This is a genomic window from Brachybacterium massiliense, assembly GCF_900184245.1.
Taxonomy (GTDB): domain Bacteria; phylum Actinomycetota; class Actinomycetes; order Actinomycetales; family Dermabacteraceae; genus Brachybacterium; species Brachybacterium massiliense.
On record NZ_FXXB01000007.1, the window covers coordinates 655848 to 677703 of the forward strand.

19 protein-coding genes and 1 pseudogene are annotated in these 21856 nt (G+C 70.0%); 9 read left to right on the top strand and 11 right to left on the bottom strand.

Annotation, left to right across the window (positions count from 1 at the left end):
- Positions 1-163: 163 nt before the first annotated feature.
- Entirely contained in the window at positions 164-1615 is a 1452-nt protein-coding gene (locus tag BN4251_RS09640; protein WP_245810282.1) for a DUF418 domain-containing protein, read from the top strand.
- 36 nt (positions 1616-1651) lie between these two features.
- Here BN4251_RS09640 and BN4251_RS09645 read toward each other — a convergent pair whose 3' ends face one another.
- The 3 genes from BN4251_RS09645 to BN4251_RS09655 all read right to left on the bottom strand — a co-directional run bounded on the left by BN4251_RS09645 (position 1652) and on the right by BN4251_RS09655 (position 5964).
- Positions 1652-3064, bottom strand: a complete 1413-nt coding sequence (locus tag BN4251_RS09645; protein WP_087484871.1) for a GntP family permease — start codon at positions 3062-3064, stop codon at positions 1652-1654.
- A gap of 138 nt (positions 3065-3202) precedes the next feature.
- The gene (locus BN4251_RS09650; protein WP_087484872.1) at positions 3203-3967 is read right to left on the bottom strand and encodes an anaerobic ribonucleoside-triphosphate reductase activating protein; all 765 of its coding nucleotides are present in this window, start codon (positions 3965-3967) and stop codon (positions 3203-3205) included.
- On the bottom strand, positions 3964-5964 hold the full coding sequence (locus tag BN4251_RS09655; protein ID WP_087484873.1) for a ribonucleoside triphosphate reductase: 2001 nt from the start codon (positions 5962-5964) through the stop codon (positions 3964-3966). Before BN4251_RS09655 ends, BN4251_RS09650 begins: the two co-directional genes overlap by 4 nt.
- 293 nt (positions 5965-6257) lie before the next feature.
- Between BN4251_RS09655 and BN4251_RS09660 the strand changes: the two genes are divergently transcribed.
- Together BN4251_RS09660 and BN4251_RS09665 are read left to right on the top strand one after the other, a co-directional pair.
- Complete coding sequence (locus tag BN4251_RS09660; RefSeq protein ID WP_087484874.1) at positions 6258-6593, top strand: PadR family transcriptional regulator; 336 nt, start codon at positions 6258-6260, stop codon at positions 6591-6593.
- Positions 6590-7618, top strand: coding sequence for a permease prefix domain 1-containing protein (locus tag BN4251_RS09665; protein WP_087484875.1), 1029 nt, complete (start codon positions 6590-6592; stop codon positions 7616-7618). The genes BN4251_RS09660 and BN4251_RS09665 overlap by 4 nt, the downstream gene beginning before the upstream one ends.
- A gap of 132 nt (positions 7619-7750) precedes the next feature.
- Here BN4251_RS09665 and nrdE read toward each other — a convergent pair whose 3' ends face one another.
- The 4 genes from nrdE to BN4251_RS09685 all read right to left on the bottom strand — a co-directional run bounded on the left by nrdE (position 7751) and on the right by BN4251_RS09685 (position 12536).
- The gene (gene nrdE, locus BN4251_RS09670) at positions 7751-9883 is read right to left on the bottom strand and encodes a class 1b ribonucleoside-diphosphate reductase subunit alpha (protein WP_087484876.1); all 2133 of its coding nucleotides are present in this window, start codon (positions 9881-9883) and stop codon (positions 7751-7753) included.
- A gap of 5 nt (positions 9884-9888) precedes the next feature.
- Positions 9889-10287, bottom strand: coding sequence for a class Ib ribonucleoside-diphosphate reductase assembly flavoprotein NrdI (nrdI, locus tag BN4251_RS09675; RefSeq protein ID WP_087484877.1), 399 nt, complete (start codon positions 10285-10287; stop codon positions 9889-9891).
- 21 nt (positions 10288-10308) lie between these two features.
- Entirely contained in the window at positions 10309-10566 is a 258-nt protein-coding gene (gene nrdH, locus BN4251_RS09680; protein ID WP_170931912.1) for a glutaredoxin-like protein NrdH, read from the bottom strand.
- A 626-nt stretch (positions 10567-11192) separates the two neighbouring features.
- Positions 11193-12536 carry a Gfo/Idh/MocA family protein gene (locus BN4251_RS09685; protein WP_087484878.1) on the bottom strand — a complete coding sequence of 448 codons (1344 nt, stop codon included), beginning with the start codon at positions 12534-12536 and terminating at the stop codon, positions 11193-11195.
- A 231-nt stretch (positions 12537-12767) separates the two neighbouring features.
- On the opposite strand from BN4251_RS09685, the gene BN4251_RS09690 reads away from it, so the two are divergent.
- Together BN4251_RS09690 and BN4251_RS09695 are read left to right on the top strand one after the other, a co-directional pair.
- Positions 12768-13430, top strand: coding sequence for a lysophospholipid acyltransferase family protein (locus BN4251_RS09690; RefSeq protein ID WP_087484879.1), 663 nt, complete (start codon positions 12768-12770; stop codon positions 13428-13430).
- A 109-nt stretch (positions 13431-13539) separates the two neighbouring features.
- Positions 13540-13923, top strand: coding sequence for a universal stress protein (locus tag BN4251_RS09695; protein WP_087484880.1), 384 nt, complete (start codon positions 13540-13542; stop codon positions 13921-13923).
- A gap of 68 nt (positions 13924-13991) precedes the next feature.
- Here BN4251_RS09695 and BN4251_RS09700 read toward each other — a convergent pair whose 3' ends face one another.
- The 3 genes and pseudogenes from BN4251_RS09700 to BN4251_RS09710 all read right to left on the bottom strand — a co-directional run bounded on the left by BN4251_RS09700 (position 13992) and on the right by BN4251_RS09710 (position 16992).
- Positions 13992-15485: a catalase gene (locus BN4251_RS09700; RefSeq protein ID WP_087484881.1), complete on the bottom strand. Its 1494-nt coding sequence runs from the start codon at positions 15483-15485 to the stop codon at positions 13992-13994.
- Positions 15486-15696: 211 nt separating this feature from the next.
- Positions 15697-16113, bottom strand: a pseudogene (locus tag BN4251_RS09705) (Fur family transcriptional regulator); the annotation flags it as partial.
- A gap of 105 nt (positions 16114-16218) precedes the next feature.
- Positions 16219-16992: an SDR family NAD(P)-dependent oxidoreductase gene (locus tag BN4251_RS09710; protein WP_087484882.1), complete on the bottom strand. Its 774-nt coding sequence runs from the start codon at positions 16990-16992 to the stop codon at positions 16219-16221.
- Between the two features lie 135 nt (positions 16993-17127).
- On the opposite strand from BN4251_RS09710, the gene BN4251_RS09715 reads away from it, so the two are divergent.
- The 4 genes from BN4251_RS09715 to BN4251_RS09730 all read left to right on the top strand — a co-directional run bounded on the left by BN4251_RS09715 (position 17128) and on the right by BN4251_RS09730 (position 21463).
- Positions 17128-17853 (top strand): SDR family oxidoreductase, encoded by a 726-nt coding sequence (locus tag BN4251_RS09715; protein WP_087484883.1) that lies wholly within the window; start codon positions 17128-17130, stop codon positions 17851-17853.
- A 72-nt stretch (positions 17854-17925) separates the two neighbouring features.
- A complete protein-coding gene (locus BN4251_RS09720; protein ID WP_140398419.1) occupies positions 17926-19242 on the top strand; it encodes a sensor histidine kinase in 1317 nt (438 codons plus the stop codon).
- Between the two features lie 47 nt (positions 19243-19289).
- Entirely contained in the window at positions 19290-19985 is a 696-nt protein-coding gene (locus tag BN4251_RS09725; RefSeq protein WP_087484885.1) for a response regulator transcription factor, read from the top strand.
- 230 nt (positions 19986-20215) lie between these two features.
- Positions 20216-21463, top strand: a complete 1248-nt coding sequence (locus BN4251_RS09730; RefSeq protein ID WP_087484886.1) for a tyrosine-type recombinase/integrase — start codon at positions 20216-20218, stop codon at positions 21461-21463.
- Between the two features lie 53 nt (positions 21464-21516).
- On the opposite strand, the gene BN4251_RS09735 is transcribed toward BN4251_RS09730, so the two are convergent.
- Complete coding sequence (locus tag BN4251_RS09735; RefSeq protein ID WP_087484887.1) at positions 21517-21783, bottom strand: ImmA/IrrE family metallo-endopeptidase; 267 nt, start codon at positions 21781-21783, stop codon at positions 21517-21519.
- Positions 21784-21856: the final 73 nt, after the last annotated feature.

A 21856-nucleotide genomic window follows, 5' to 3' on the forward strand; every position in this document is an offset into this window, starting at 1 on the left:
GCCCTTGACCCCTGGGCGGAGCGTGCATGACAGGAGCACAGGGCATCCATGACAGGGCACCGACGTTCGTCGCATGTGCTCGCAGGCCCCGGTGACTACGTTCGAGGGGACGATCGCATCGCCGGGCTCCCCGGCTGCGCGCCGCTTCTGCGAAAGGTCCGCCGTGAACAGCTCGGCCGCCCTGCCCTCCCCGGACCGCACCGCCGCCTCCTCGCCCCCGCCCTCTCGCGACGGAGCACCGACCCGCTCCCTGGCCCCGGACATCGCGCGCGGTCTGATGCTCGCGCTGATCGCGATCGCGAACGTGGCCTGGTTCCTGTGGGGCCATGAGGGCGGCGTGGGCATGACCCCGCATGTGCCAGCGCTGGGGCCGCTGGACTCCGCGGTGCAGTTCGTGATGACGGTCGCGGTGGACCATCGGGCGATGCCGCTGTTCGCGTTCCTGTTCGGCTACGGCATGGTGCAGTTCTACCGCTCGCGCGTGGACCGCGGGATGGAGCCGCGCGTGGTGCGGCTGATGATGCGCCGGCGCCACTGGGCGATGCTGCTGCTGGGGTTCCTGCACGCGGCGCTGCTGTTCTACGGGGACATCCTCGGCGCCTACGCGATCGCGGCCCTGCTGTGGGTGTGGATGCTCTTCGATCGGCGCACACGCACCCTGATCGCGTGGGCCTCGGTGATCGGCGGGCTGCTCGTGTTCTACGCCCTGTTCAGCGTGGTCGGCGCGCTCGGGATCCTGTTCTTCGCCCCGCCCGAGGTGCTCGAGCAGATGCAGCGCTCCGGCGCCACCGGCTTCACCAACGACTGGATCCGGGATCTGGCCTACGGTCAGCCGTACCTGGTGAGCATGCTCTACCGGCCGTTGATGTGGAGCGTCAGCAGCGTGCCGCTCGCGCTCTTCGGGGCGGTGCTGCCGATCCTGCTGGGTTGGATCGCGGCCCGCGCCCGCCTGCTCGACGAGCCCTGGCGGCACACCCGCGCCCTGAAGCGTCTCGCCGTGGCGGGGATCGGCCTCGGCTGGCTGACCGGCCTGCCGGATGCCCTGGTGATCATCGGCGTCCTCCCGATGCCGGAGGCGCTCAGCTGGGCCTTCTACGGTCTGAACATGGCCGGCGGGATGTGCTGCGGCGTCGGGTACGCGGCGGCGTTCGGCCTGCTCGCGCTGCGGCTCGAGAAGCGGCCGACGCTCCCGCCGTCGGCCCCGCTCTCGACGGCCCCGCTCTCGGCGTCGGAGCGCCGAGCGCTGCGGGCCGAGCGCGCGGCGGCCCATGCGGCGCTGAGCCCCGCGCAGCGTGCGTACGGGGAGCCCGCCACCAAGGCCCCGCCCGCCGGCGCGGCCCCGACGGGCCTGATGCGGGCGCTCTCGGCGGTGGGGCAGCGCTCGCTGACCTTCTACCTGTTCCAGTCGCTGCTGCTGGCACCGCTGATGGCCGGCTGGGGGCTGGGGCTCGGCCCGCACGTGGGCACGGCCGCCTCGGTGGGGATCGCGTTCAGCGTCTGGCTGCTCTCGCTGCCGCTCGCAGCCTGGATGGACTCGCGCGGCATGCGCGGACCCGCCGAGGCGCTGCTGCGCCGGATAACCTACGGGAAGCACGATCCCCGGGCCCGATCCTGAGGGGACCGTGCCCGGGGAGCAAGGCGGGCTGCGCGATCAGCCGATCGCGGAAGCGGCTCCGTAGAGCGCCAGCGACAGGATGAAGCCGATGATGGCCATCGCGCCCTGGATCACGGTCCAGGTGGAGAGGGTCTGCTTCATGTCCATCCCGAAGAAGCGGCTGACCAGCCAGAAGCCGGAATCGTTGACGTGGGAGAAGCCCACCGAGCCCGCGGACATCGCCATCACGATCGCCACGATCTCGAGCTGGGTGAAGTCGCCGGCGGCGATCACTCCCACCATCAGGGAGGCGGCGGTGGTCAGGGCCACGGTGGCGGAGCCCTGGGCGATGCGCACGATCTGCGCGATCAGGAACGCCGCCACGATCACCGGCAGGCCGATGTCGTTCAGGGACCCGGCGACGGCGTCACCGATCCCGGTCACGCGCAGCACCCCGCCGAACATGCCGCCGGCGCCGGTGACCAGCACCACCGAGCAGATCGGGCCGAGGGCGGAGTCCGCGATCTTCTCGATCAGGGAGCCCTTCTTGCCCGCGCCCCAGCCGAGCACGAACATCGAGACCACCACGGTGATCAGCAGCGCGATCGGGGTCTCGCCCAGCAGGCGCAGCCCGGAGACGAGCGGGTCGCCGAGGAAGGCCTCGGAGTCGGGGCGCGTGGCTCCCACTGTGTTCAACCCGGTGTTGAACAGGATCAGCACCAGCGGCAGGAGCAGCAGGCCCACGATCGTGGGCACGCGAGGGCTGGACTCGAAGCCGGTCTTCTCGGAGGTGCTGTCGAGGATCGTGGGGATGGGGACATCCAGCCGCATGCCGAGCCGCGGTGCGATGAGCACGCCCACCAGGTACCAGATGATCACCGCGAACACGAGGCCCACCAGCATCACCAGGCCGATGTCCGCGCCCACGATGGTGGAGGCGGCCACCGGGCCGGGGTGCGGCGGGGCGAAGATGTGCATCGCGCTGAACGCCACTGCGGAGGGCAGGGCGATCGACAGGAACGACCCGCCCACGCGCCGGGCGACGGCGTAGATGATCGGCAGCATCACCACCAGGCCGGCGTCGAAGAAGATGGGGAAGCCCATCAGCAGGCTGGCCAGGGACAGGCCGAGCCCGGCTCGCTTCTCGCCCACCAGGTCGATCATCCTGTCGGCGAGCAGCTGCGCGCCGCCGGACGTCTCGATCATCCTCCCGAGCATCGCGCCGAGCGCGACCAGCAGCATCACGTTGCCGAGGGTGGAGTTGAAGCCGAAGCCGAGCGCGTCCATGAGGCTGCCGGGCGCGATGCCGGCGATGAGCGCGGTGCCGATCGAGGTGATCATCAGCGCGAGGAAGGCGTGCATCTTGAACGCCATGATCATGACCAGGAGCACGGCGACCGCGGCGGCTGCCAGGAACAGCAGCCCTCCGGTGCCGAGCTCCCAGTTCATGACGAGATCCAGCTCGTCCATGAGGAGCTCCTAGGGAAGGGAAGGACGGGGCAGCGGGCCCCGCGGGCGGAGGGCGACGGGGCGTCGCTCGTCCCTGCATCGTAGGGGCAGGGTGCGCCGCCGCCCAGGGCCCGGTGGGCGCCTGCGCGGCGGCGGACCTCAGCTGCGGGAGCTGACCTGCACTCCGATGCTCTCGCCCTGCCGCACGGCGGCGTCGGCGGTCTGCGCGAAGCGCTCCTCCCAGTCGCCGACGCGACCGAGCTGCGCGGCGAAGGCGGAATCCGCGCCGTCGGGCCGCGCCCGCTGGAGCACCAGGGACGCTCCCCCGGCCCGCGCCACGGCCTCCACCACCTGCGGCACCTGGGACTGCAGCGCCGGGGTGACGGTCATGCGCAGCTCGTGGTCGATGCCGGAGGCGAGCAGCATGCCCAGCGACCGCTCGGCCTTCGGGGCGGAGCCGGGTCGGTCCACGAGCGCCGCGTACCCGGTCCAGGACGCCTTGACGTCGAAGCCGATCCAGTCCACGAGCGGCGCCTCGCGCCGGGTGCCGTCGCGGTCCAGGCCCAGCAGGGTCGCGAGCCGGCCGGGATAGGCGCCGCCGGTGTGCAGGCCGACGGCGAAACCGGCCTCGCGCACCCGCCGGACCGCCGGGACCAGGGCGTGCTGCATGGTGGCCTCTCCCCCGCTGAACACCACCCCGTCCAGCAGGCCGTGCCGCCGCTCCAGCAGCTGCTCGAGCTGGGACCAGGCCACCGCGCCGGGCACCCGCGGATCCAGGATCGCGGTGTTGTGGCAGTAGGTGCAGGCCCAGGGGCAGCCCTGGCAGAACACGGTCGCGGCCAGTCGGCCGGGCCAGTCGACGGTGGACAGCGGCACCAGACCCGCGATCTGCAGGTCCGGTGCCGCGACCTGGGTGAGGCTCACGCCGTCGGCGCTCCCGCGGCGGAGCCCGTCGGCGCTGCCGCGCGAGCCGCCGTCGCCGCTGCCGCCCCGGAGCGGGCGACCGGCCCGCCGGCTCCGACGCCCGCGGCCTGCTCGGTGAAGAAGGTGCGCTCGGCGTACTCGCCCTTCTTGCCGATGTTGAAGGAGGCCACGGGCCGGAAGTAGCCCATCACGCGGGTCCACACCTCGCAGGCCTGCCCGCAGCGGCCGCATTCGAGGTGCTCGCCCGAGAGGTAGCCGTGGGTGGGGCAGATCGAGAAGGTCGGGGTGACCGTCAGATAGGGCAGGTGGAACCGGGTCAGGGCCCGGCGCACCAGCTCCCTGCAGGTGCTCGCCGAGCTCATCGCCTCGTTCATGTACAGGTGCAGCACGGTCCCGCCGGTGTACCTGGTCTGCAGCTCGTCCTGCCGCTCGAGCGCCTCGAAGGGATCCTCGGTGGCGCCGACGGGGATCTGGGAGGAGTTGGTGTAGTACGGGTTCTGGGCCGTGCCCGCGGTGAGGATCTGCGGGAAGCGGGCGCGGTCCTCCTTCGCGAAGCGGTAGGTGGCGCCCTCGGCGGGGGTGGCCTCGAGGTTGTAGAGGTTGCCGGTGGCCTCCTGGAACTCGACCATGCGACCGCGCACATGGTCCAGCAGGCGCAGGCACATCGCCAGCCCCTCCTGGTCCATCAGGTCGTGGCGGTCGCCGGTGAAGTTGCGGACCATCTCGTTCATGCCGTTCACCCCGAGGGTGGAGAAGTGGTTGCCGAGGTGGCCCATGTAGCGCTTCGTGTACGGGTACAGCCCCGCATCCATCAGCTCCTGCACCGTGGCGCGGCGCCGCTCGAGAGTCTCCTTCCCAAGCTCCAGCAGGCGGTCCAGCGCCTCGAGCAGGGCCTCCTCGTCCCCGGCGTGGAGATGGCCGAGACGTGCCATGTTCACGGTGACCACGCCGATCGAGCCGGTCAGCTCCGCGGAGCCGAACAGGCCGTTGCCGCGCTTGAGCAGCTCGCGCATGTCCAGCTGCAGGCGGCAGCACATCGAACGGATCATCCCCGGGTCCAGATCCGAGTTCAGGAAGTTCTGGAAGTAGGGCAGCCCGTATTTCGCGGTCATCGCGAACAGGCGCTCGGCGTTCTCGCTGTCCCAGGCGAAGTCGTGGGTGATGTTGTAGGTGGGGATCGGGAAGGTGAAGGCGCGGCCGTCGGCGTCCCCCTCGGTCATCACCTCGAGGTAGGCGCGGTTGATCAGGTCCATCTCGGCGCCGAGCTCGCCGTAGGTGAACTCCTGCACCTCCCCGCCGATCACCGGGTGCTGCTCGCGCAGGTCCTCGGGGCAGGTCCAGTCGAAGGTGAGGTTGGTGAAGGGGCACTGGGAGCCCCAGCGGCTGGGGACGTTGAGGTTGTGGATCAGCTCCTGCATGTGCTGGAGCACCTGCCCATAGCTCATCGCATCCAGGCGCACGAAGGGCGCCATGTAGGTGTCGAAGGAGCTGAAGGCCTGGGCGCCGGCCCATTCGTTCTGCAGGGTGCCCAGGAAGTTCACGATCTGGCCGCAGGCCGAGGAGAAGTGCCGCGGCGGTCGGGAGCCGATCGCTCCGGCCACCCCGTTGAAGCCCTCCTCGAGCAGGGCTCGCAGGGACCAGCCGGCGCAGTAGCCGGTGAGCATGTCGAGGTCGTGGATGTGGATGTCGCCGTCGCGGTGGGCCCGGCCCGCCTCGGGGCTGAACACCTCGTCGAGCCAGTAGTTGGCGATCATCTTGCCGGCGGCGTTGAGGATCAGCCCTCCCATCGAGAAGCCCTGGTTGGCGTTGGCGTTCACGCGCCAGTCCGAGCGCTCCACGTACTCGGTGACGGTCGCGACGGGGTCCACCTGGCGCCGCGGCGCCTCCCCTGCCGGGGGCGTGTGGGCGGGCAGGGCGGGAATGCTCGAGCGGTCAGAGCGGTCAGAGCGGTCAGAGCGGTCAGAGCGGGCGGAGGACGAAGCGGCGGTGGTGGTCATGGTGCTCTCCTTGGAGGGGGTGGCAGATGATATAAGAGACAATGTATAAGAGACAGATCGGCGATGGGGCTCACGCTAGGCAGGCAGCACTACATGTAGGGGTCGCGACGCGCTGCAAACACGAGATGTAGTGAATTCCGTGCCGCCGTGCGCGGCGTGCCGGGACTGAAGTCCCGTCGCGAATCGAATGACTGCCCCCCCTTGCCGTACTACGCGTGCCGTAGTACGTTGAGCGGACCATCCGCCACCGGGTGCGACCACCCCACCCCGTCGACCGGGCGAGAGGAGCCGATGTGATCGGAGCCGACGCGATCCGCGGGCACATCGATCTGATCCTGCTGGCGATCCTCGAGACCGGCCCCTCCTACGCCTACGAGATCTCCAAGACCCTCACGGACCGCTCCCGCGGCGAGTACGTCATCAAGCAGACCACCCTCTACACGGCGGTCAAGCGCCTGCAGGCGCAGGGCCTGCTGGACAGCTACGAGGACGTCTCCCCCACCGGAAAGCCCCGCACCTACTACCAGCTCACCCCGGACGGCCTCGACCAGCTCGCGCTCAAGCGCACCGAATGGCGCAGCACCCGAGCGCTCGTGGATCACTTCGCGGACGGAAAGGACGCCTCGTGAACGTCATCGACTCCTACCTCGACACCCTCTTCGCCCCCTACCCCGATTCCCCGCGCCTGCGCGAGGCCCGCGCCGAGCTGCGCACGATGATGGAGGATCAGCAGGACGGGCTGATCGCGGAGGGCCTCACCGAATCCCAGGCCGTGGGCCGCGTGATCGCCGAGTTCGGTTCCCTTGAGGAGGTCGCCCCGGTGCTGGGCATCGACGCGGAGCTGGGCCGCGGCGCCGCCGCGCCCGCCCCGCCGCAGGACCCGGTGCTCGAGGTCGACCGGGCCCGCGCGTACGTCGAGGCGGTGCACCGCTCCCAGTGGCTGCCGGCGGCAGGGCTCACGCTGTACGTGCTCTGCGCGGCGCCGCTGCTGCTGCTCATCGCCGCCACCGGCTCCTCCCAGGGCGATCCGGCGAACTGGGCGATCGCCGTGGGCATCAGCGCGGTGCTGGTGATGGTGGCGCTCGGCACGGTCCTGATGATCATCAGGGACGCCCGGCTGAAGGACTATGAGGACCTGGACAGCGGGGAGTTCACGCTCACCGCGCCGGTGCGCGCCTTCGCCGAGAGCGTCTGGGACGAGAACCGCCGCACCACGATCGCCGCCCAGGCAGTCGCGATCATGCTGTGGATCCTGTGCGCTCTGCCCACGATCCTGCTCGCGCTGCTGGGCGGGGAGAACTCCCTGGCAGTCCTCTACGGCGTGTGCCTCACCCTGGCGATGGTGGCGATCGGCCTCGCGGTGACCACCCGCGCCGGCTGGTCGGAGTCCGCGAGCTCCACCCTGCTGCAGGAGGACGACGAGGAGGACGAGGACCCGGCGTACAGCACCAACCCCGTGGTGCGCGCGATCGCGGCGGTGTACTGGCCGTTGATGGCGGCGATCTACCTGGCCTGGAGCTTCCTCACCGGCGACTGGCACATCTCCTGGGTGCTCTGGCCGGTGGCCGGCGTGCTCTACGCCGGGCTCTCCGGGCTCAGCGTCGCGCTGCGCAGCGAGGACGACAGCACGAGCGCACGCAGCCGTCGGGCCTGAGCACGCCGGGCCTGCTCGTCGCCCGGGAGAAGGGCAGGTACGGCGAAGGCAGGCACGACGAAGGGGCGGCCCCGCTGCAGCGGGACCGCCCCTTCGCTCGGCCGTCGGCCGGACCGATCGGGTCAGCTCAGGTCAGAGCATGCAGCTGACGCAGCCCTCGACCTCGGTGCCCTCGAGCGCCATCTGCCGCAGGCGGATGTAGTAGAGGGTCTTGATGCCCTTGCGCCAGGCGTAGATCTGCGCCTTGTTGACGTCACGGGTGGTGGCGGTGTCCTTGAAGAACAGCGTCAGCGACAGACCCTGGTCCACGTGCTGCGTGGCCTCGGCGTAGGTGTCGATGATCTTCTCGAACCCGATCTCGTACGCATCCTCGTAGTACTCGAGGTTGTCGTTGGTCATGTAGGGCGCCGGGTAGTACACGCGCCCGATCTTGCCCTCCTTGCGGATCTCGATCTGGGACACGATCGGGTGGATCGAGCTGGTCGAGTGGTTGATGTACGAGATCGAGCCGGTGGGCGGGACGGCCTGGAGGTAGGCGTTGTACATGCCGTGCTCCTGGACCTCCGCACGCAGCTGCTTCCAGTCCTCCTGCGTGGGCAGGTGGGCGTTGGACTCGGCGAACAGGGCGCGCACCTTGTCCGTGCGCGGCTCCCACACCTGGTCGATGTACTTGTCGAAGTACTCGCCCGTGGCGTATTTGGAGTTCTCGAAGTCGTAGAACTTCTCCCCGCGCTCCTTCGCGATCCGCATCGACGCCTTGATGGCGTGGTACGTGACCGAGTAGAAGTACATGTTGGTGAAGTCCAGGCCCTCGTCGGAGCCGTAGAAGATCCGCTCACGCGCCAGGTAGCCGTGGAGGTTCATCTGCCCCAGGCCGATGGCGTGGGACTTGCGGTTGCCCTCGGCGATGGTGGGCACGGACTCGATGTCCGAGGTGTCCGAGACCGCGGTCAGGCCACGGATGGCCGTCTCGATGCTCAGGGCGAAGTTCGGCGAGTCCATCGCCTTGGCGATGTTCAGCGAACCGAGGTTGCAGGAGATGTCCCGGCCCATCTCGTCGTAGGTCAGGTCCACGTTCATGGTCGACGGGGTCGAGACCTGCAGGATCTCCGAGCACAGGTTGGAGTGCGTGACCTTGCCGGCGATCGGGTTCGCCCGGTTCACGGTGTCCTCGAACATGATGTACGGGTAGCCGGACTCGAACTGGATCTCCGCGAGGATCTGGAAGAAGTCGCGCGCCTGGATCTTCTTCTTGGAGATGTTCGGGTTGTCGACCATCTCGCGGTAGACCTCGGAGATGTTGACGTCCGCGAAGGGCTTGCCGTACTCGCGCTCCACGTCGTACGGGGAGAACAGGTACATCGGCTCGTTCTTCTTCGCGAGCTCGAAGGTGACATCCGGGATGACCACGCCGAGGGAGAGGGTCTTGATGCGGATCTTCTCGTCGGCGTTCTCGCGCTTGGTGTCCAGGAAGCGCAGGATGTCGGGGTGGTGGGCGTTGAGGTACACCGCACCGGCGCCCTGGCGGGCCCCGAGCTGGTTGGCGTAGGAGAAGGAGTCCTCCAGCAGCTTCATCACAGGGATGACGCCGCTGGACTGGTTCTCGATGTGCTTGATCGGCGCGCCGTACTCGCGCAGGTTGCTCAGCAGCAGCGCCACGCCGCCGCCGCGCTTGGACAGCTGCAGCGCGGAGTTGATCGAGCGACCGATCGACTCCATGTTGTCCTCGACGCGCAGCAGGAAGCAGGAGACGAGCTCGCCGCGCTGCGCCTTGCCGGCGTTGAGGAAGGTGGGGGTGGCCGGCTGGAAGCGGCCGTCGAGGATCTCGTCGACCAGGTTGCGGGCCAGCTGCTCGTCACCGCGGGCGAGCGCGAGGGCGACCATCACCACGCGGTCCTCGAAGCGCTCGAGGTACCGCTCGCCGTCGAAGGTCTTCAGCGTGTACGAGGTGTAGTACTTGAAGGCGCCCAGGAAGGTCGGGAAGCGGAACTTCTTCGCGAAGGCCTGCTCGGAGAGGGACTCGATGAAGGAGAAGTCGTACTGCTCGAGCACCTCGGGCTCGTAGTACTTGTTCTCGACCAGGTAGTCCATCTTCTCGCGCAGCGAGTGGAAGAACACCGTGTTGGGGTTCACGTGCTGCAGGAAGTACTCCCGCGCCGCCTCGCGGTCCTTGTCGAACTGGATCTTCCCGTCCGGTCCGTACAGGTTCAGCATCGCGTTCAGCGCGTGGTAGTCGAGCCGCCTGTTGTGCTCGACCGGGGGCATCTCGGTCAGTGTCGCCAAAACTCTTCCAATCCGTCATGGACCCGCGTGACATCGCGCGGAGTGCCGAACAGTTCGAACTTGTACATGTGGGGGACCTGGCACTTGCGGGAGATGATGTCTCCCGCGAGGCAGTAGGCCTCCCCGAAGTTGGTGTTCCCCGCGCTGATCACGCCGCGGATGTGCTTCCGATTGCGTTCATCGTTGAGGAACTTGATGACCTGCTTGGGCACGGCGCCGCGGCCGTTGCCCCCGCCGTAGGTCGGGACCACCAGGACGAAGTCCTCGTCGACGACGAGGTGCTCCTCCTTGGGATACAGGGGGATCCGGCGAGCCGGCATCCCGAGCTTCTCGATGAAGCGCTTGGTGTTGCCGGAGACCGAGGAGAAGTAGACGAGGTTGGACACGCCGACGCCTCCGGGGGCCGATCAGATGGCGGAGGCCTGGCGCTGCGCGCCGGCGTCAGCCGTGATCGCCTTGATCTTGTCCGGGCGGAAGCCGGACCAGTGATCCTGCGAGGTGATGACCACCGGCGCCTGGACGTAGCCCAGCGACTTGACCTTCGCGAGCGCGTCGGCGTCCTCGGTGATGTCGACGACGTCGTAGGCCACGCCCGCCTTGTTCAGGGCGCGCTTGGTCGCATCGCACTGAACGCAGAGGGGCTTCGAGTACACGGTGATGTCCAAGGGAGATGCCTTTCACGAGCGGCCGCGCCGGGGCGCGAGGACTGGGGCTGTCACAGGTTGTTCGAGGGGGTCCGGTGGACCGTGCCGCAACGCTCCGGAGCTCTGGACCGTGGGCGCAGCGATGGTTTCCGCTGTGCCGCCCGGTGCCCGGGAGACCCGGTGCGGTGCGACTGCGTCAACACTACACCTAGTGGTGCCCCGGCGCGATGACCACAAGATGTACTGAACTACAACACTGTCATCCACAATCCGATGTTGACGGGCTGTGGATAGGTGGGCGGGACTGGGGACGGAGCGGAGAGCCACGCACGAAAGACGAGGATGTGTGCACAGTCGAGTGTGGACGAGGGGTGCGACAGCGGGCTCCGGCGGTGGATGACGCCGCCACCCGGGGCGCCGGGAACGGGCGGGAGTGAGGTACGTCCCCGGCGTGTCTCCGGGCGCGGCTCGGCGTGTCGTCGGCGTGTCCCCCGCGGCCGGGTCACGACCTCCCCCTCACCCGGGGCACGGCCTCCCTCGCGGCGCGTCCCACGAACGCCGCTGCGGGCCGACGGGCCGGGCCCCGCACGCGCGAGACCCCCGCGGCCCGAGGGGGCGGCGGGGGCCTCGCGGGCTGTGTCCCGGGCTCAGGCGCGGGCGCCGGCGGTGGGCGCGTCGGCGGCGGGGGTGTCGGAGGAGGGAGCGTCGGCGGCGGCAGGAGTGTCGGCGGCGGCAGGCGCGTCGGCAGCCGGCTCGGCCGACTCGGGCTCCGCAGCGGCGGGCTCGGCGTCCTGCGCCAGGTCGACCTCGACCTCCATCACGGGCTCCGTGCTCGCCTCGGCGGTCTCGTCCTCCTCGTCGGCCTCGAGGCTGCGCCCGTCGGCCTCGACGATGCTCGCGAGCACCTCGCGCATCAGCTCCACCTGGGCGCGTGCCTCGGCGGCGCCGGAGACGGGCTGCTTGCCCTTCTCGACGAAAGCGTGGAACGCCTCCCACATCAGCTCCACAGCGCCCTTAGGTGCCGTGGTCGAGACCTCCTGGACCACCCCGGACTTCTTCTCCCGCAGTGAGACGGTCGAGCGCAGGTCCGCATGCGCGGGCGCGGGCAGCTCCACCCGCATCCGCCGACGGGCCGAGAGCACCTGCAGGGACTCGGAGTACTCGGGGGCGAAGGGCAGGTAGTGCCACACCAGGCGCACCTGCGCGCCGCCCTCGAGCTCGCCGAGGATCTCGATCGATCCGGGGATGACGCCCTTGGGCCAGTGGCGCACCGCGATCAGGCGGGTGATCGGGCCGTAGGCCGCCTCGATCACCGACATCTGGTGGGTGACGCCGGTGAGCAGACCCTTCACATAGAGGTCGCGGTCGCGCTGGGTGGCGCCCGGGCCGGCGCCCGCCTCGACCGCGGCCTGGAGGGCCTTGCGGCGCTTCGAGCGCACCTCGGTGGGCAGGTCGTAGGAGGAGGTGGTGACGTGGGCCCCGCCGTAGAGCGGCTGGCTGGCCGGCATCAGCACCTCATGGTCCACCATCCGCAGATCCTTGGTGGCGATGTGCTCGGCCATGCGGGTGACGGAGTCGTCGTACTGCTGGGGGTAGGCCATCATCAGCAGCCGGCGCCCTGTCATCCGCTCGAAGGAGGCGACCTGCTCGACCTCGTCGGCAGAGAAGCCCACGGGCGGCTCGACCAGCACGGGGATCCCGCGGCGCATCAGCGCCAACAGGTCCTCGACGTGCAGGCCGTCGGTGGAGAGCAGCGCGGCGTCGAGGCTGAGGGTCTTCGCGCGCACGGCGGCGACGAGATCGGCGACCGTCTCGTAGCGCTTGTCCTCCTCGATGCCCCAGATCTCGGAGGACTCCCGGCGCCGTCGCGGCGAATGGTCCACCAGCGCGGCGATCGCGAAGCGGTCCCACCGCCGGCGCAGCACCGGCAGGTGCACGGCCTGGGCCATGGTTCCGGCGCCGATCACGGCGATGTTCAACGTCTTGGGCATCAGCAGGCTCCTCGGGCTGGGAAGGGGAACGGCGGCTGCTCCGCGGGCCTTCGACGGGCGCCGGGCCGTTCCGACACCGCACCGCTGGGCGGTACGGGACGCACGCCTGTTCTACCACACCAGCCCGGGCCGCTCCCCCGCGCGACCTGAGCCGCGGAAGCGGGCACTGCGGCAGGGCAGGGGCCGACGGGATTATCGTGGGGCGCGCATCTGCACGTCTCAGGAGGAACCGTGTCCCGTCGCTTCTACTTCGGCGCCCGCAGCATCTCGCGCCCCCTGTTCGCCCTCCTGTGGAAGCCTCGCGTCACCGGCCTGGAGAACATCCCGCGCGAGGGCGGCTTCGTGATCGCGTCGAACCATCTGGCCAACATCGACAGCTTCGTGCTGCCGGTGGCGCTGCCGCGTCAGATCCGCTTCGTCGCCAAGGACACGCTGTGGACCCAGAAGGGGCTGCGGGGACGGTTCCTGCGCTGGTTCTTCGACGCCGTCGAGGCGGTGCCGGTGGACCGCGAGGCGCTGTCCTCGGGCAAGGGTGCGCTCCAGGCGGGTCTGACGATCCTGCGCGAGGGCGACGGCTTCGCGATCTACCCCGAGGGCACGCGCTCCAAGGACGGGCTGCTGCATCCGGGCAAGCAGGGCGCGGCATGGCTCGGCGTCGAATCGGGCTGCCCGGTGATCCCGGTGGGACTGAAGGGCACCCAGCACATGTTCTCCCGCCTGCTCCCCCACCGCGGCACGATCACGGTGCGCGTGGGCGCGCCCATCCACCCCGAGGACATCGACCCCACCGCCTCCAAGGGGGTGCGGCGCCGCCTGCTGAACGAGCGGATCATGGACGAGATCCAGCAGCTCTCGGGCCAGCGTCGGGCCGTCCCCGCCCGCCGGGCCTCCTGAGCCCGCCGACCTCCGTCCCCCGCACCCGGCCACGGTGCCAGTAGGATCTGGCCAGGCCGCTCGCGCGTCGGGCGGCCGCCACCCGCACCGCAGCACCCGAGGAGAGCAGATGGCCGTCGTCGTGGGATTCATCCCCACCGAGGTGGGCTTCAAGGCGCTGACCGCAGCTCGCGAGGAGGCGGAGCAGCGCGGAGGGCCGCTGATCGTGGTCAACGTGCTGCGCGAGGGCGTCACCGATGACCCCCGCCATGCCGACGATCAGCAGCTCGAGATCGCCCGCGACGAGCTGCGCCGCTCGCGCGTGCGCGTCGAGTTCCGGCAGGAGACCACAGATGACGACATCGCCGATCTGCTGCTGCGCGTGGTCGAGGAGGAGAAGGCCGAGCTGCTCGTGCTCGGCGTGCGCCGCCACCAGGATCTCGCCCGCCACCTGCTGGGCCTGACCGTGCAGAAGCTGCTGCTCTCCGCCGACAGCGAAGTCCTGGTCGTGTAGCCGCCCGCTCCCGAATGCGAAGAAGGCCGGGCCGGGGCATCGCCCCGACCCGGCCTTCATGCGTCAGCTCAGGCGTTCAGCGGATCGCCACCGGGCTGCTCGTCACCCTTGGAGGTGTTGACGGCCAGCTCGATGCGCTCACCGATGGTGGTGTCCACGTTCTTCCAGTACTGCAGCGCCTTGGACAGCACCGGCTCCTCGACCGTGGTCAGCGAGCCCGCGACGGTCTCGACGAACTGGTCGCGCTGGGCGTCGTCGAACACCTCGCGCACCAGGATGCCGGGCTGGATGAAGTCGCTGTCATCGGCGTGGAGGGTGTACGCGGCGCGCACCATCTCACCGTCGGCCTCCCAGCCGTTGTCGACCGGGCCCTGCTCGTCCTGGTAGGCGCGACCGTAGGAGTTGGGCGCGTACACCGGCGCATCGCCGCTGTGCAGGAACTGCATGTGCCCCTCCTTGTCGTAGGAGTTGGTGGGCACGATCGGCTGGTTCACCGGCAGCTGGTTGAAGTTGGTGCCGATGCGGTGACGCTGAGCGTCCGGGTAGGAGAAGACGCGGCCCAGCAGCATCTTGTCCGGGGAGACGCCCGTGCCCGGCACGGTGTTCGAGGGGCTGAAGGCGGCCTGCTCGATCTGTGCGAAGTGGTTCACGGGGTTCTTGTTCAGCGTGAACTTGCCGACCTTGATCAGCGGGTAGTCCGAGTGCGGGACCGTCTTGGTGAGGTCGAAGATGTTGAATCGGTAGTTCTTCGCATCCTCGTAGGGGATCACCTGGACGGACATGGTCCAGCTGGGGTGCTCGCCGCGCTCGATGGCGTCGAACAGGTCGCGGCGGTGGTAGTCGCCGTCGGAGCCGGCGATCTTCTCGGCCTCCGCGTTGGAGAGGAACTCCATGCCCTGATCGGTGTGGAAGTGGTACTTGATCCAGAACTTCTCGCCGTCGGCGTTGACCCACATGTAGGTGTGGGAGCCGTAGCCGTTCATGTGGCGCCAGGACTTGGGCAGGCCGCGCTCACCCATCAGGTAGGTGACCTGGTGGGCGGACTCGGGCGAGTTGGACCAGAAGTCCCACTGCATCTGGTTGGAGCGCAGGCCGGAGTCCGGGGTGCGCTTCTGGGAGTGGATGAAGTCGGGGAACTTCATCGGGTCGCGCAGGAAGAAGATCGGCGTGTTGTTGCCGACGATGTCGAGGTTGCCCTGCTGCGTGTAGAACTTCAGCGCGAAGCCGCGCACGTCGCGCCAGGTGTCGGGCGAGCCGAGCTCACCGGCGACGGTCGAGAAGCGGGCCAGCATCGGGGTCTTGCGGCCGGGCTGGAAGAGATCGGCCTTGGTGTACTTCGAGACGTCCTCGGTGACCTCGAGCTCGCCGAAGGCGCCGGAGCCCTTGGCGTGGGGGCTGCGCTCCGGGACGCGCTCGCGGTCGAAGCGGGCGAGCTTCTCGACCAGGGCGACGTCATGGAGCATCAGGGGGCCGTCGGCGCCGATGCTCAGCGAGTGCGCGTCCGACTCGCGGGGCGCACCGGACTCGGTGGTGCTGGGAACCGTGGGGTCGAAGTGGTTCATGAACTTCTCCTCGGGTGGTGGATGGTTTCTGACAGTCCGTGACGAAACAACGAGACAGGGGTCCTGCGGTCCTGGGGGCGACGGTGGGTGCGACGACCTCAGGGGGTCTGTGGGGCGCGGTGCGCGGGGAAGGTGCCGGCCGGGGCGGTCGTGCCGACGGAGCCGGCGGGGACGATCCACCGCCACGACAACCACCACCACCTCGTCTGTCGCTCCTGCGGCAGGCGGAGCACACACCCCGGTAGACGACGTCCGCGACTTCGATCTCGAAGCCGTGGTCATCGTGCGGGATCAGGCAGGGTGAGGCGCCGATCGCGCAGGGCACGTCCTCGAGCCTGCCGCAGGAGCGACAGACGAGGTGGTGGTGGTTGTCGTGGCGGTGGATCTCGTACTGCATGCTGCGGCCGCCGACGGAGACCCGTCGCAGCAGCTCGGCATCGGAGAGGGCGTTCAGGACGTCGTAGACGGCCTGGCGGGAGACGGTCCCGAGCCCCTCGCGCACCCTCTGCGCGATGGCCTCGGCATCGCAGTGCGGATGCGCCTCGACCACAGCCAGCGTGGCGAGCCGCGGAGCGGTCACTCGCAGGCCGGCGCCCCGCAGGGCGGAGGTGTGATCGGGAGTCGACATGGCGTCAGCATAGCTCCTTTTCTGGACTAATTCAAAAAAATGCGTCTACCCAGATCGCGTCGAGGGCGCGGAGCCCGCGCGGGGCGCCCGACCCGTCGGCGCCCCTCAGAGCGCGCGCCAGGCCGCCCCCGGATCCTGGGTGGCGAACTTGCCGCCGCTGACATCCAGCAGGGCCCCGGTGACGTAGTCGGAGAGGTCGCTGGCCAGGAACAGGCACAGCTTCGCGACGTCCTCGGGGACGCCCCAGCGGCGCACGCTGAGCTGGTCGAGCTTGGCCGCGGCGGCCTCCTCCCCCAGCGCCGCGAAGCCGTTCATCGCGGTGGGGATCATCCCCGGTGCGTAGGCGTTCACGGTGATGCCCCACGGGCCGAGCTCGCTCGCGAGCACCCGCGTCATCTGCACCACCGCCGCCTTCGAGGCGCCGTAGGCGGCGGCGTCGACGCTCGGGATCACCGCGGCGAAGGAGGCCGCGTTGATGATCCTGCCAGCGCGCTGCCGCTTCATCAGCGGAATCACGGCCTGGCAGGTGTTCAGCACCCCGCGCACGTTCACCGCGAACAGGCGGTCCCACAGCTCGGGGTCGAAGCTCTCCAGCGGCCCCTCGGCATTGATGCCGGCGTTGTTGATCAGCACGTCGAGGCGGCCGAAGCGCTCCTCGATCGCCGCGACCGCCTCCCGCACCTGCGCGGGATCGGTGATGTCGCAGGGCAGAGCCAGCGCGGCGTGGGAGTCCTGCTCCATCCCGGCGAGCGCGTCGGCATCCAGATCCATCGCGACCACGTGGGCGCCCTCGCGGGCGAAGGTCTCGGCGATGGTGCGGCCGATGCCGCGCGCCGCGCCGGTCACGAGCACGACGCGCCCGCTCAGATCGATCTGCATGCTTCTCCCTGGACAGTGGGCGTGAGCGGCGGAGCGCGCTCTACGCTGGGCAGGACCCGGGCCCGGGTCCTCGACGCCGGGTCCACTCTCGACCCTGCACCCGGCGGGGTCAAGCATCAGAAGGAGACGACGGCGATGGACACGCCCACCCTGTGGATCACCGGCGCCGGATCGGGCATGGGACGGGCCGCCGCCCTGGCCGCCGCGGAGGACGGCCGCCCGATCGCGCTGTCGGGACGTCGGCCCGAGGTGCTCGAGGAGGTGGCGCGCGAGATCCGGGAGCTCGGCGGGACCGCGCTGCCCGTCCCGCTGGATGTCACCGATCGGGAGGCGGTGCGCGCGGCCGCGGCACGGATCGCGCAGGAGCTCGGCCCGATCGAGGCGCTCGTGCTCTCCGCCGGGATGAACGCTCCGCGCCGTTATTGGCGCGATCAGGACCTCGAGGAGTTCGCCGCCATCACCGACACGAACCTGCTGGGCCCGGTCTCGGTGATCGACGCCGTGCTGCCGGGGATGCGCGAGCGAGGGGCGGGCACGATCGTGCTGATCTCCTCCTACTCCGCCTGGCGCTTCTCGCCCGACGCCGGCGCCGCCTACAGCGCCTCCAAGACCGCGCTCGGCCCGCTGGTGGCGACCCTCAACGCGCAGGAGAACCGCCACGGCATCCGTGCCTGCCATCTGTGCCCCGGGGACGTGGACAGCGACTTCCTGGACCGCCGCCCCACCGTGCCGGGCGCCGGTGAGCGGGCGGTCATGCTGAGCCCCGAGGACGTGGGGCGGGCCGTCGCCTTCGTGCTGACCAGCCCGCCGCATGTGGTCATCGACGAGCTGGTGATCAGCCCCGCGAAGCCCGCCGCCTGAGGGATCTGCTGCAGCGCGAAGACTTCTCGGACCTGCTCTCCCAGCGGCCGCGGGGACGGTTAGCCTGGCCCGGTGACCTCGCCAGTGACCGGCCCGTACGCAGCGGGTGAGGACGAATCAGGGGGCACCGGACCCTTCGTCGCTCGCGGCTCCGCGCGTCCGCGCGCGATGAGCCGACGCGCCCTCGGCGGCTGGGTCGCGGCCGCTCTGGTGACGACCCTGCTGCTGGTGGTCTCCGTCCCGATCGCCTCGGGCGTGGACCGCGCCTCCACCGTGATCGCGGTGCTGCTGAGCGCCGCGGGCGGGCTCTCCGTGCGCCAGCCCGTGCTCGGCGCGGTGGCCGTGGGCACGGTGCTGACCCTGGGGCTGGGCAACGGGCCCGCGCACATCGGCACCGGCATCCTCGCCTCCCCCGTCACGATCGCCGCCTGCGCCGCGCGCGGCCACCTGCTGACCGCGATCGGAATGGCCTCCTGGCACGTCATCCCGCCGGCCGTCTCCGGGGTGCTGCGCGGAGACGATCCGGAGTTCCTGATCTCCCAGGTGATGCTGTGGCTGGTGCTGCAGACGGGGGCCGTCCTCGCCGGCACCTGGGGCCGCATGCTCACCGGTCGGATCCGCGAGGAGCGGTCCCGGCGCCTGACGGACCTGGCCGAGCAGCGCCGCGCGATCGCCCGCGAGCTGCATGACACCGGGGTGCGGGCCATGACACGGGTGGTGATGCTGTCCGAGGACGCGGCGATGCGACCCGGCATCGACGCCGCCGATGCCGTGCAGTTCTCCCGGATCTCCGGGACCGCGCGCGAGGCCACCGAGGAGCTGCGCGTGCTGCTGGACGCGCTGCGCACCGCGGACACCGCCGAGACCCCGCTGGCCGCGTCCGCGGAGCCCCGCTGCACGATCGGACTCGGCGAGCTGCTCGAGGCGCTGCGGCTGCGGCTGCTCGCCGAGGGGTTCACCGCGCAGGTCTCCCTCGAGGGCGATCGGACCCTGCCCGTCCCCCGCCAGGGCGTGCTCGAGCGGTGCCTGCGCGAGGTCGAGGCGAACGTGATCCGTCACGGGGACCGGTGCGTACCGGTCGCGGTGCTCGGCGAGCTCTGCCTGCCGGGCGCCGAGAACGACAGCGGGCACCCCCGCTTGGAGCTGCTGATCCGCAACGGCATCGCGTCCGCTCCGGCGAGCGCGCCCCGCGGCGGTGCAGGTCTGGACGGGATGCACGAGCGCCTCGCCCAGAGCGGCGGGCGGCTCGAGACCCGCCGGGACGGGACCCTGTTCCTCACCCGCCTCACCCTCGCCTGCACCCGCCCCGCGCCGCCCGATGCACGAGCCGATGCGGCATCCCGGCGCGGGGACACGCCGGGCGGCACGGGCGAGGATGGGAGAGCATGACCCCGGACGCAGTGACAGCGGATGCCATGACGACAGGATGCGGTGCCATGACCACGGTGATGATCTGCGATGACGACCCGATCGTGCGCGAAGCACTCGGCGGCTACCTGGAGCGGGAGGAGGACCTCGAGGTCGTCGCCCGGGTGGGGACGGCCGACGAGGCGCTGCGTGCCCTCGACCAGCAGGCGATCGACGTGGTGCTCATGGACCACACCCTGCCGGGGATGAACGGGATCGACGCGACGCGCCTGGTGCGCGCCCGCCACCGCGAGACCGCGGTGCTGCTGATGACCACCTTCGGCACCGACGAGCAGGTGCGCGAGGCACTGGCCGCCGGCGCGAGCGGATTCCTGCTGAAGTCCTCGAGCGCCTCGGCCCTCGCCGCCGCGGTGCGCGCCGCACGTGACGAGGCCGGCACCGTGCTGACCCCTCAGCTGGCCGCCCAGATCACCGCCCATGCCTCGCACGTGCCCGTGCCGAGCCCCGTCGGCGGCGGCTCCTCCCGCGAGCAGCTCGAGCAGCTGGGACTGACCGAGCGCGAGAGCGAGGTGCTGACCCTGCTGTGCGCGGCGGAGTCCAACGCCGGGATCGCGCGGGCTCTGTCGCTGTCGGAGTCGACGGTGAAGTCCCACGTCTCCTCGCTGATGGCGAAGCTGGGCTGCACCTCGCGGCTGCAGATCGCGCTGAACGCCTTCGAGCGCGGGCTCGCGGTGCCGCCGCAGCCTCCGGCCCCGCTGGGCTGAGCGGGGCAACGAGAAGGCCCCGCTCCTGTGGTCTCACAGGGCGGGGCCTTCGGGCGTGCGGAGCCGCCTGCCGGAATCGAACCGGCGACCTATTCATTACGAGTGAAGAGGTGCACTACCCTGAGGGGGGCAGAAAGTAGGCCTGGCCAGCACCTTAATAGATCAGTCCTACGCCTGACATACGCTCTACATGGGTAGTCGAATGGGCATCCGCGAGAGAGGGCAGAGACATGGCAGCGAAAAAGCCGAGACCGAGACGGCAGTACGGCACCGGCAGCGTCTCCCAGCGAGCAGACGGGAAGTGGGTCGGCCGCTTCGACGCGGGGTACACGCGCACCGGCAACCGCCGCCGCAAGACCGTCGTCGCCACCACCGAGGCCGAGTGCAAGCGGCGACTCAAGAAGGCGATCCAGGCCCACGAAGACGGCACCGGGGACCTCGACACCCGCACCACCGTCAAGGCATGGTGCGACGAGTGGCTCCCCCGCGAGCAGAAGAACCTCCGCCCCGCGTCCTTCACCGCGACCCGCTCCGCCGTCACGCAGTGGATCGTCCCCGCGATCGGACACCGGAAGTTCTCCGAGCTCACTGCCGCCGACGTGCGCAAGATCCACAAGGCGATGCGCGACGCGGGCCGCGCACCCTCAAGCATCACCCGCACCCACGCCGTCACGATGAAGCTGCTTAAGGACGCCCGCCGCGAAGGGCACCCCGTGACCGCGGCCGCCACCGACGTGCCGCCACCGTCCGCCGGGCTCACCGACCGGGCCGCGATCCCCGTCGAGGACGCCCTCAAGATCCTCGGCTGGGCCACCGAACACCGCGGCGACAAGACCCGCTGGGCCGCCGCGCTCCTGCAGGGCATGCGACAGGCCGAGTGCCTGGGCCTCACGTGGGCCGCGGTGGACCTCGAAGCGGGCACGGCTGACATTTCTTGGCAGCGGATGCCGCTCACGTGGCAGCACGGATGCGGCGATGATCCGTGCCGGAAGAAGCGCGGCGCGGACTGCCATGCCCGGCACTTCATCTACCCCGACGACTACGAAGTCGTCCACATGCACGATCGCGTGCACTGGGCTCGCCCGAAGTCCACCGCCGGCCACCGCATCATCCCGCTGGTGCCATGGATGGTCGGGGCGCTCGAGGAGTGGCGGAAGGTCGCGCCATCATCCCCGCACGATCTGGTGTGGCCGCGCCCGGACGGCCTGTCGCGCGACGCGGCGGAAGACCTTGCGGACTGGAAGATGATCGTCGCGGCATCGGACGTGGCTCACCCTGCCGGACGCCCGTACGTGCTGCACGAGGCCCGCCACACCACCGCCACGCTCCTGCACGAGGCGGGCATCGACTCCGAGGTGATCCGCATGATCGTCGGCCACTCCTCCATGGCATCAACTCGCGGCTACCTCCACCTGAGCGACAAGCGCGCACGGCAGGCGCTCGAGCAGATCGCGATCCAGCTGCAGCTCACCGCCTGACCCCGCAGTAAAGCCCCCGAAGTCAGAAACTAACTGGTTTCGGGGGCTTTTCATCATGCCATGAGCGTGGATCGGTACCCGTGGATCACGTCGGTGAGGACGCCAAGTGCCCTGGCTATCGCGCCGGCCGCGTGATGCTCCCGTTCGGCCTCTGCATACTCGGCGGCATCGATGAGCATCGCGCCCGCGAACCGCCACGCTCGGCGCTCTGCCGCTAGGTCGGAGCACCAGTCAGCGTTCCACCAGTGCCCGAGCTCGTGCGCGATCACGGACACGGTGCGCCGCTCCGTCATCCCGTAGCGGACAGAGATGATCTGCACGCCCTCGTGCCAACGCGCCTCATTCGGGAGGTCCGATACCCAGACGATCGCGATGCCCTGGCTCTCGGCATAG

Excerpts from the sequence above, each read along its gene's own strand:
- BN4251_RS09645 (WP_087484871.1), bottom strand. The coding sequence starts at position 3,064 with ATGGACGAGCTGGATCTCGTCATGAACTGGGAGCTCGGCACCGGAGGG.
- BN4251_RS09655 (WP_087484873.1), bottom strand. The coding sequence starts at position 5,964 with ATGACCACCACCGCCGCTTCGTCCTCCGCCCGCTCTGACCGCTCTGAC.
- nrdE (WP_087484876.1), bottom strand. The coding sequence starts at position 9,883 with ATGCCCCCGGTCGAGCACAACAGGCGGCTCGACTACCACGCGCTGAAC.
- BN4251_RS09685 (WP_087484878.1), bottom strand. The coding sequence starts at position 12,536 with ATGCCCAAGACGTTGAACATCGCCGTGATCGGCGCCGGAACCATGGCC.
- BN4251_RS09695 (WP_087484880.1), top strand. The coding sequence starts at position 13,540 with ATGGCCGTCGTCGTGGGATTCATCCCCACCGAGGTGGGCTTCAAGGCG.
- BN4251_RS09700 (WP_087484881.1), bottom strand. The coding sequence starts at position 15,485 with ATGAACCACTTCGACCCCACGGTTCCCAGCACCACCGAGTCCGGTGCG.
- BN4251_RS09710 (WP_087484882.1), bottom strand. The coding sequence starts at position 16,992 with ATGCAGATCGATCTGAGCGGGCGCGTCGTGCTCGTGACCGGCGCGGCG.
- BN4251_RS09715 (WP_087484883.1), top strand. The coding sequence starts at position 17,128 with ATGGACACGCCCACCCTGTGGATCACCGGCGCCGGATCGGGCATGGGA.
- BN4251_RS09725 (WP_087484885.1), top strand. The coding sequence starts at position 19,290 with ATGACCACGGTGATGATCTGCGATGACGACCCGATCGTGCGCGAAGCA.
- BN4251_RS09730 (WP_087484886.1), top strand. The coding sequence starts at position 20,216 with ATGGCAGCGAAAAAGCCGAGACCGAGACGGCAGTACGGCACCGGCAGC.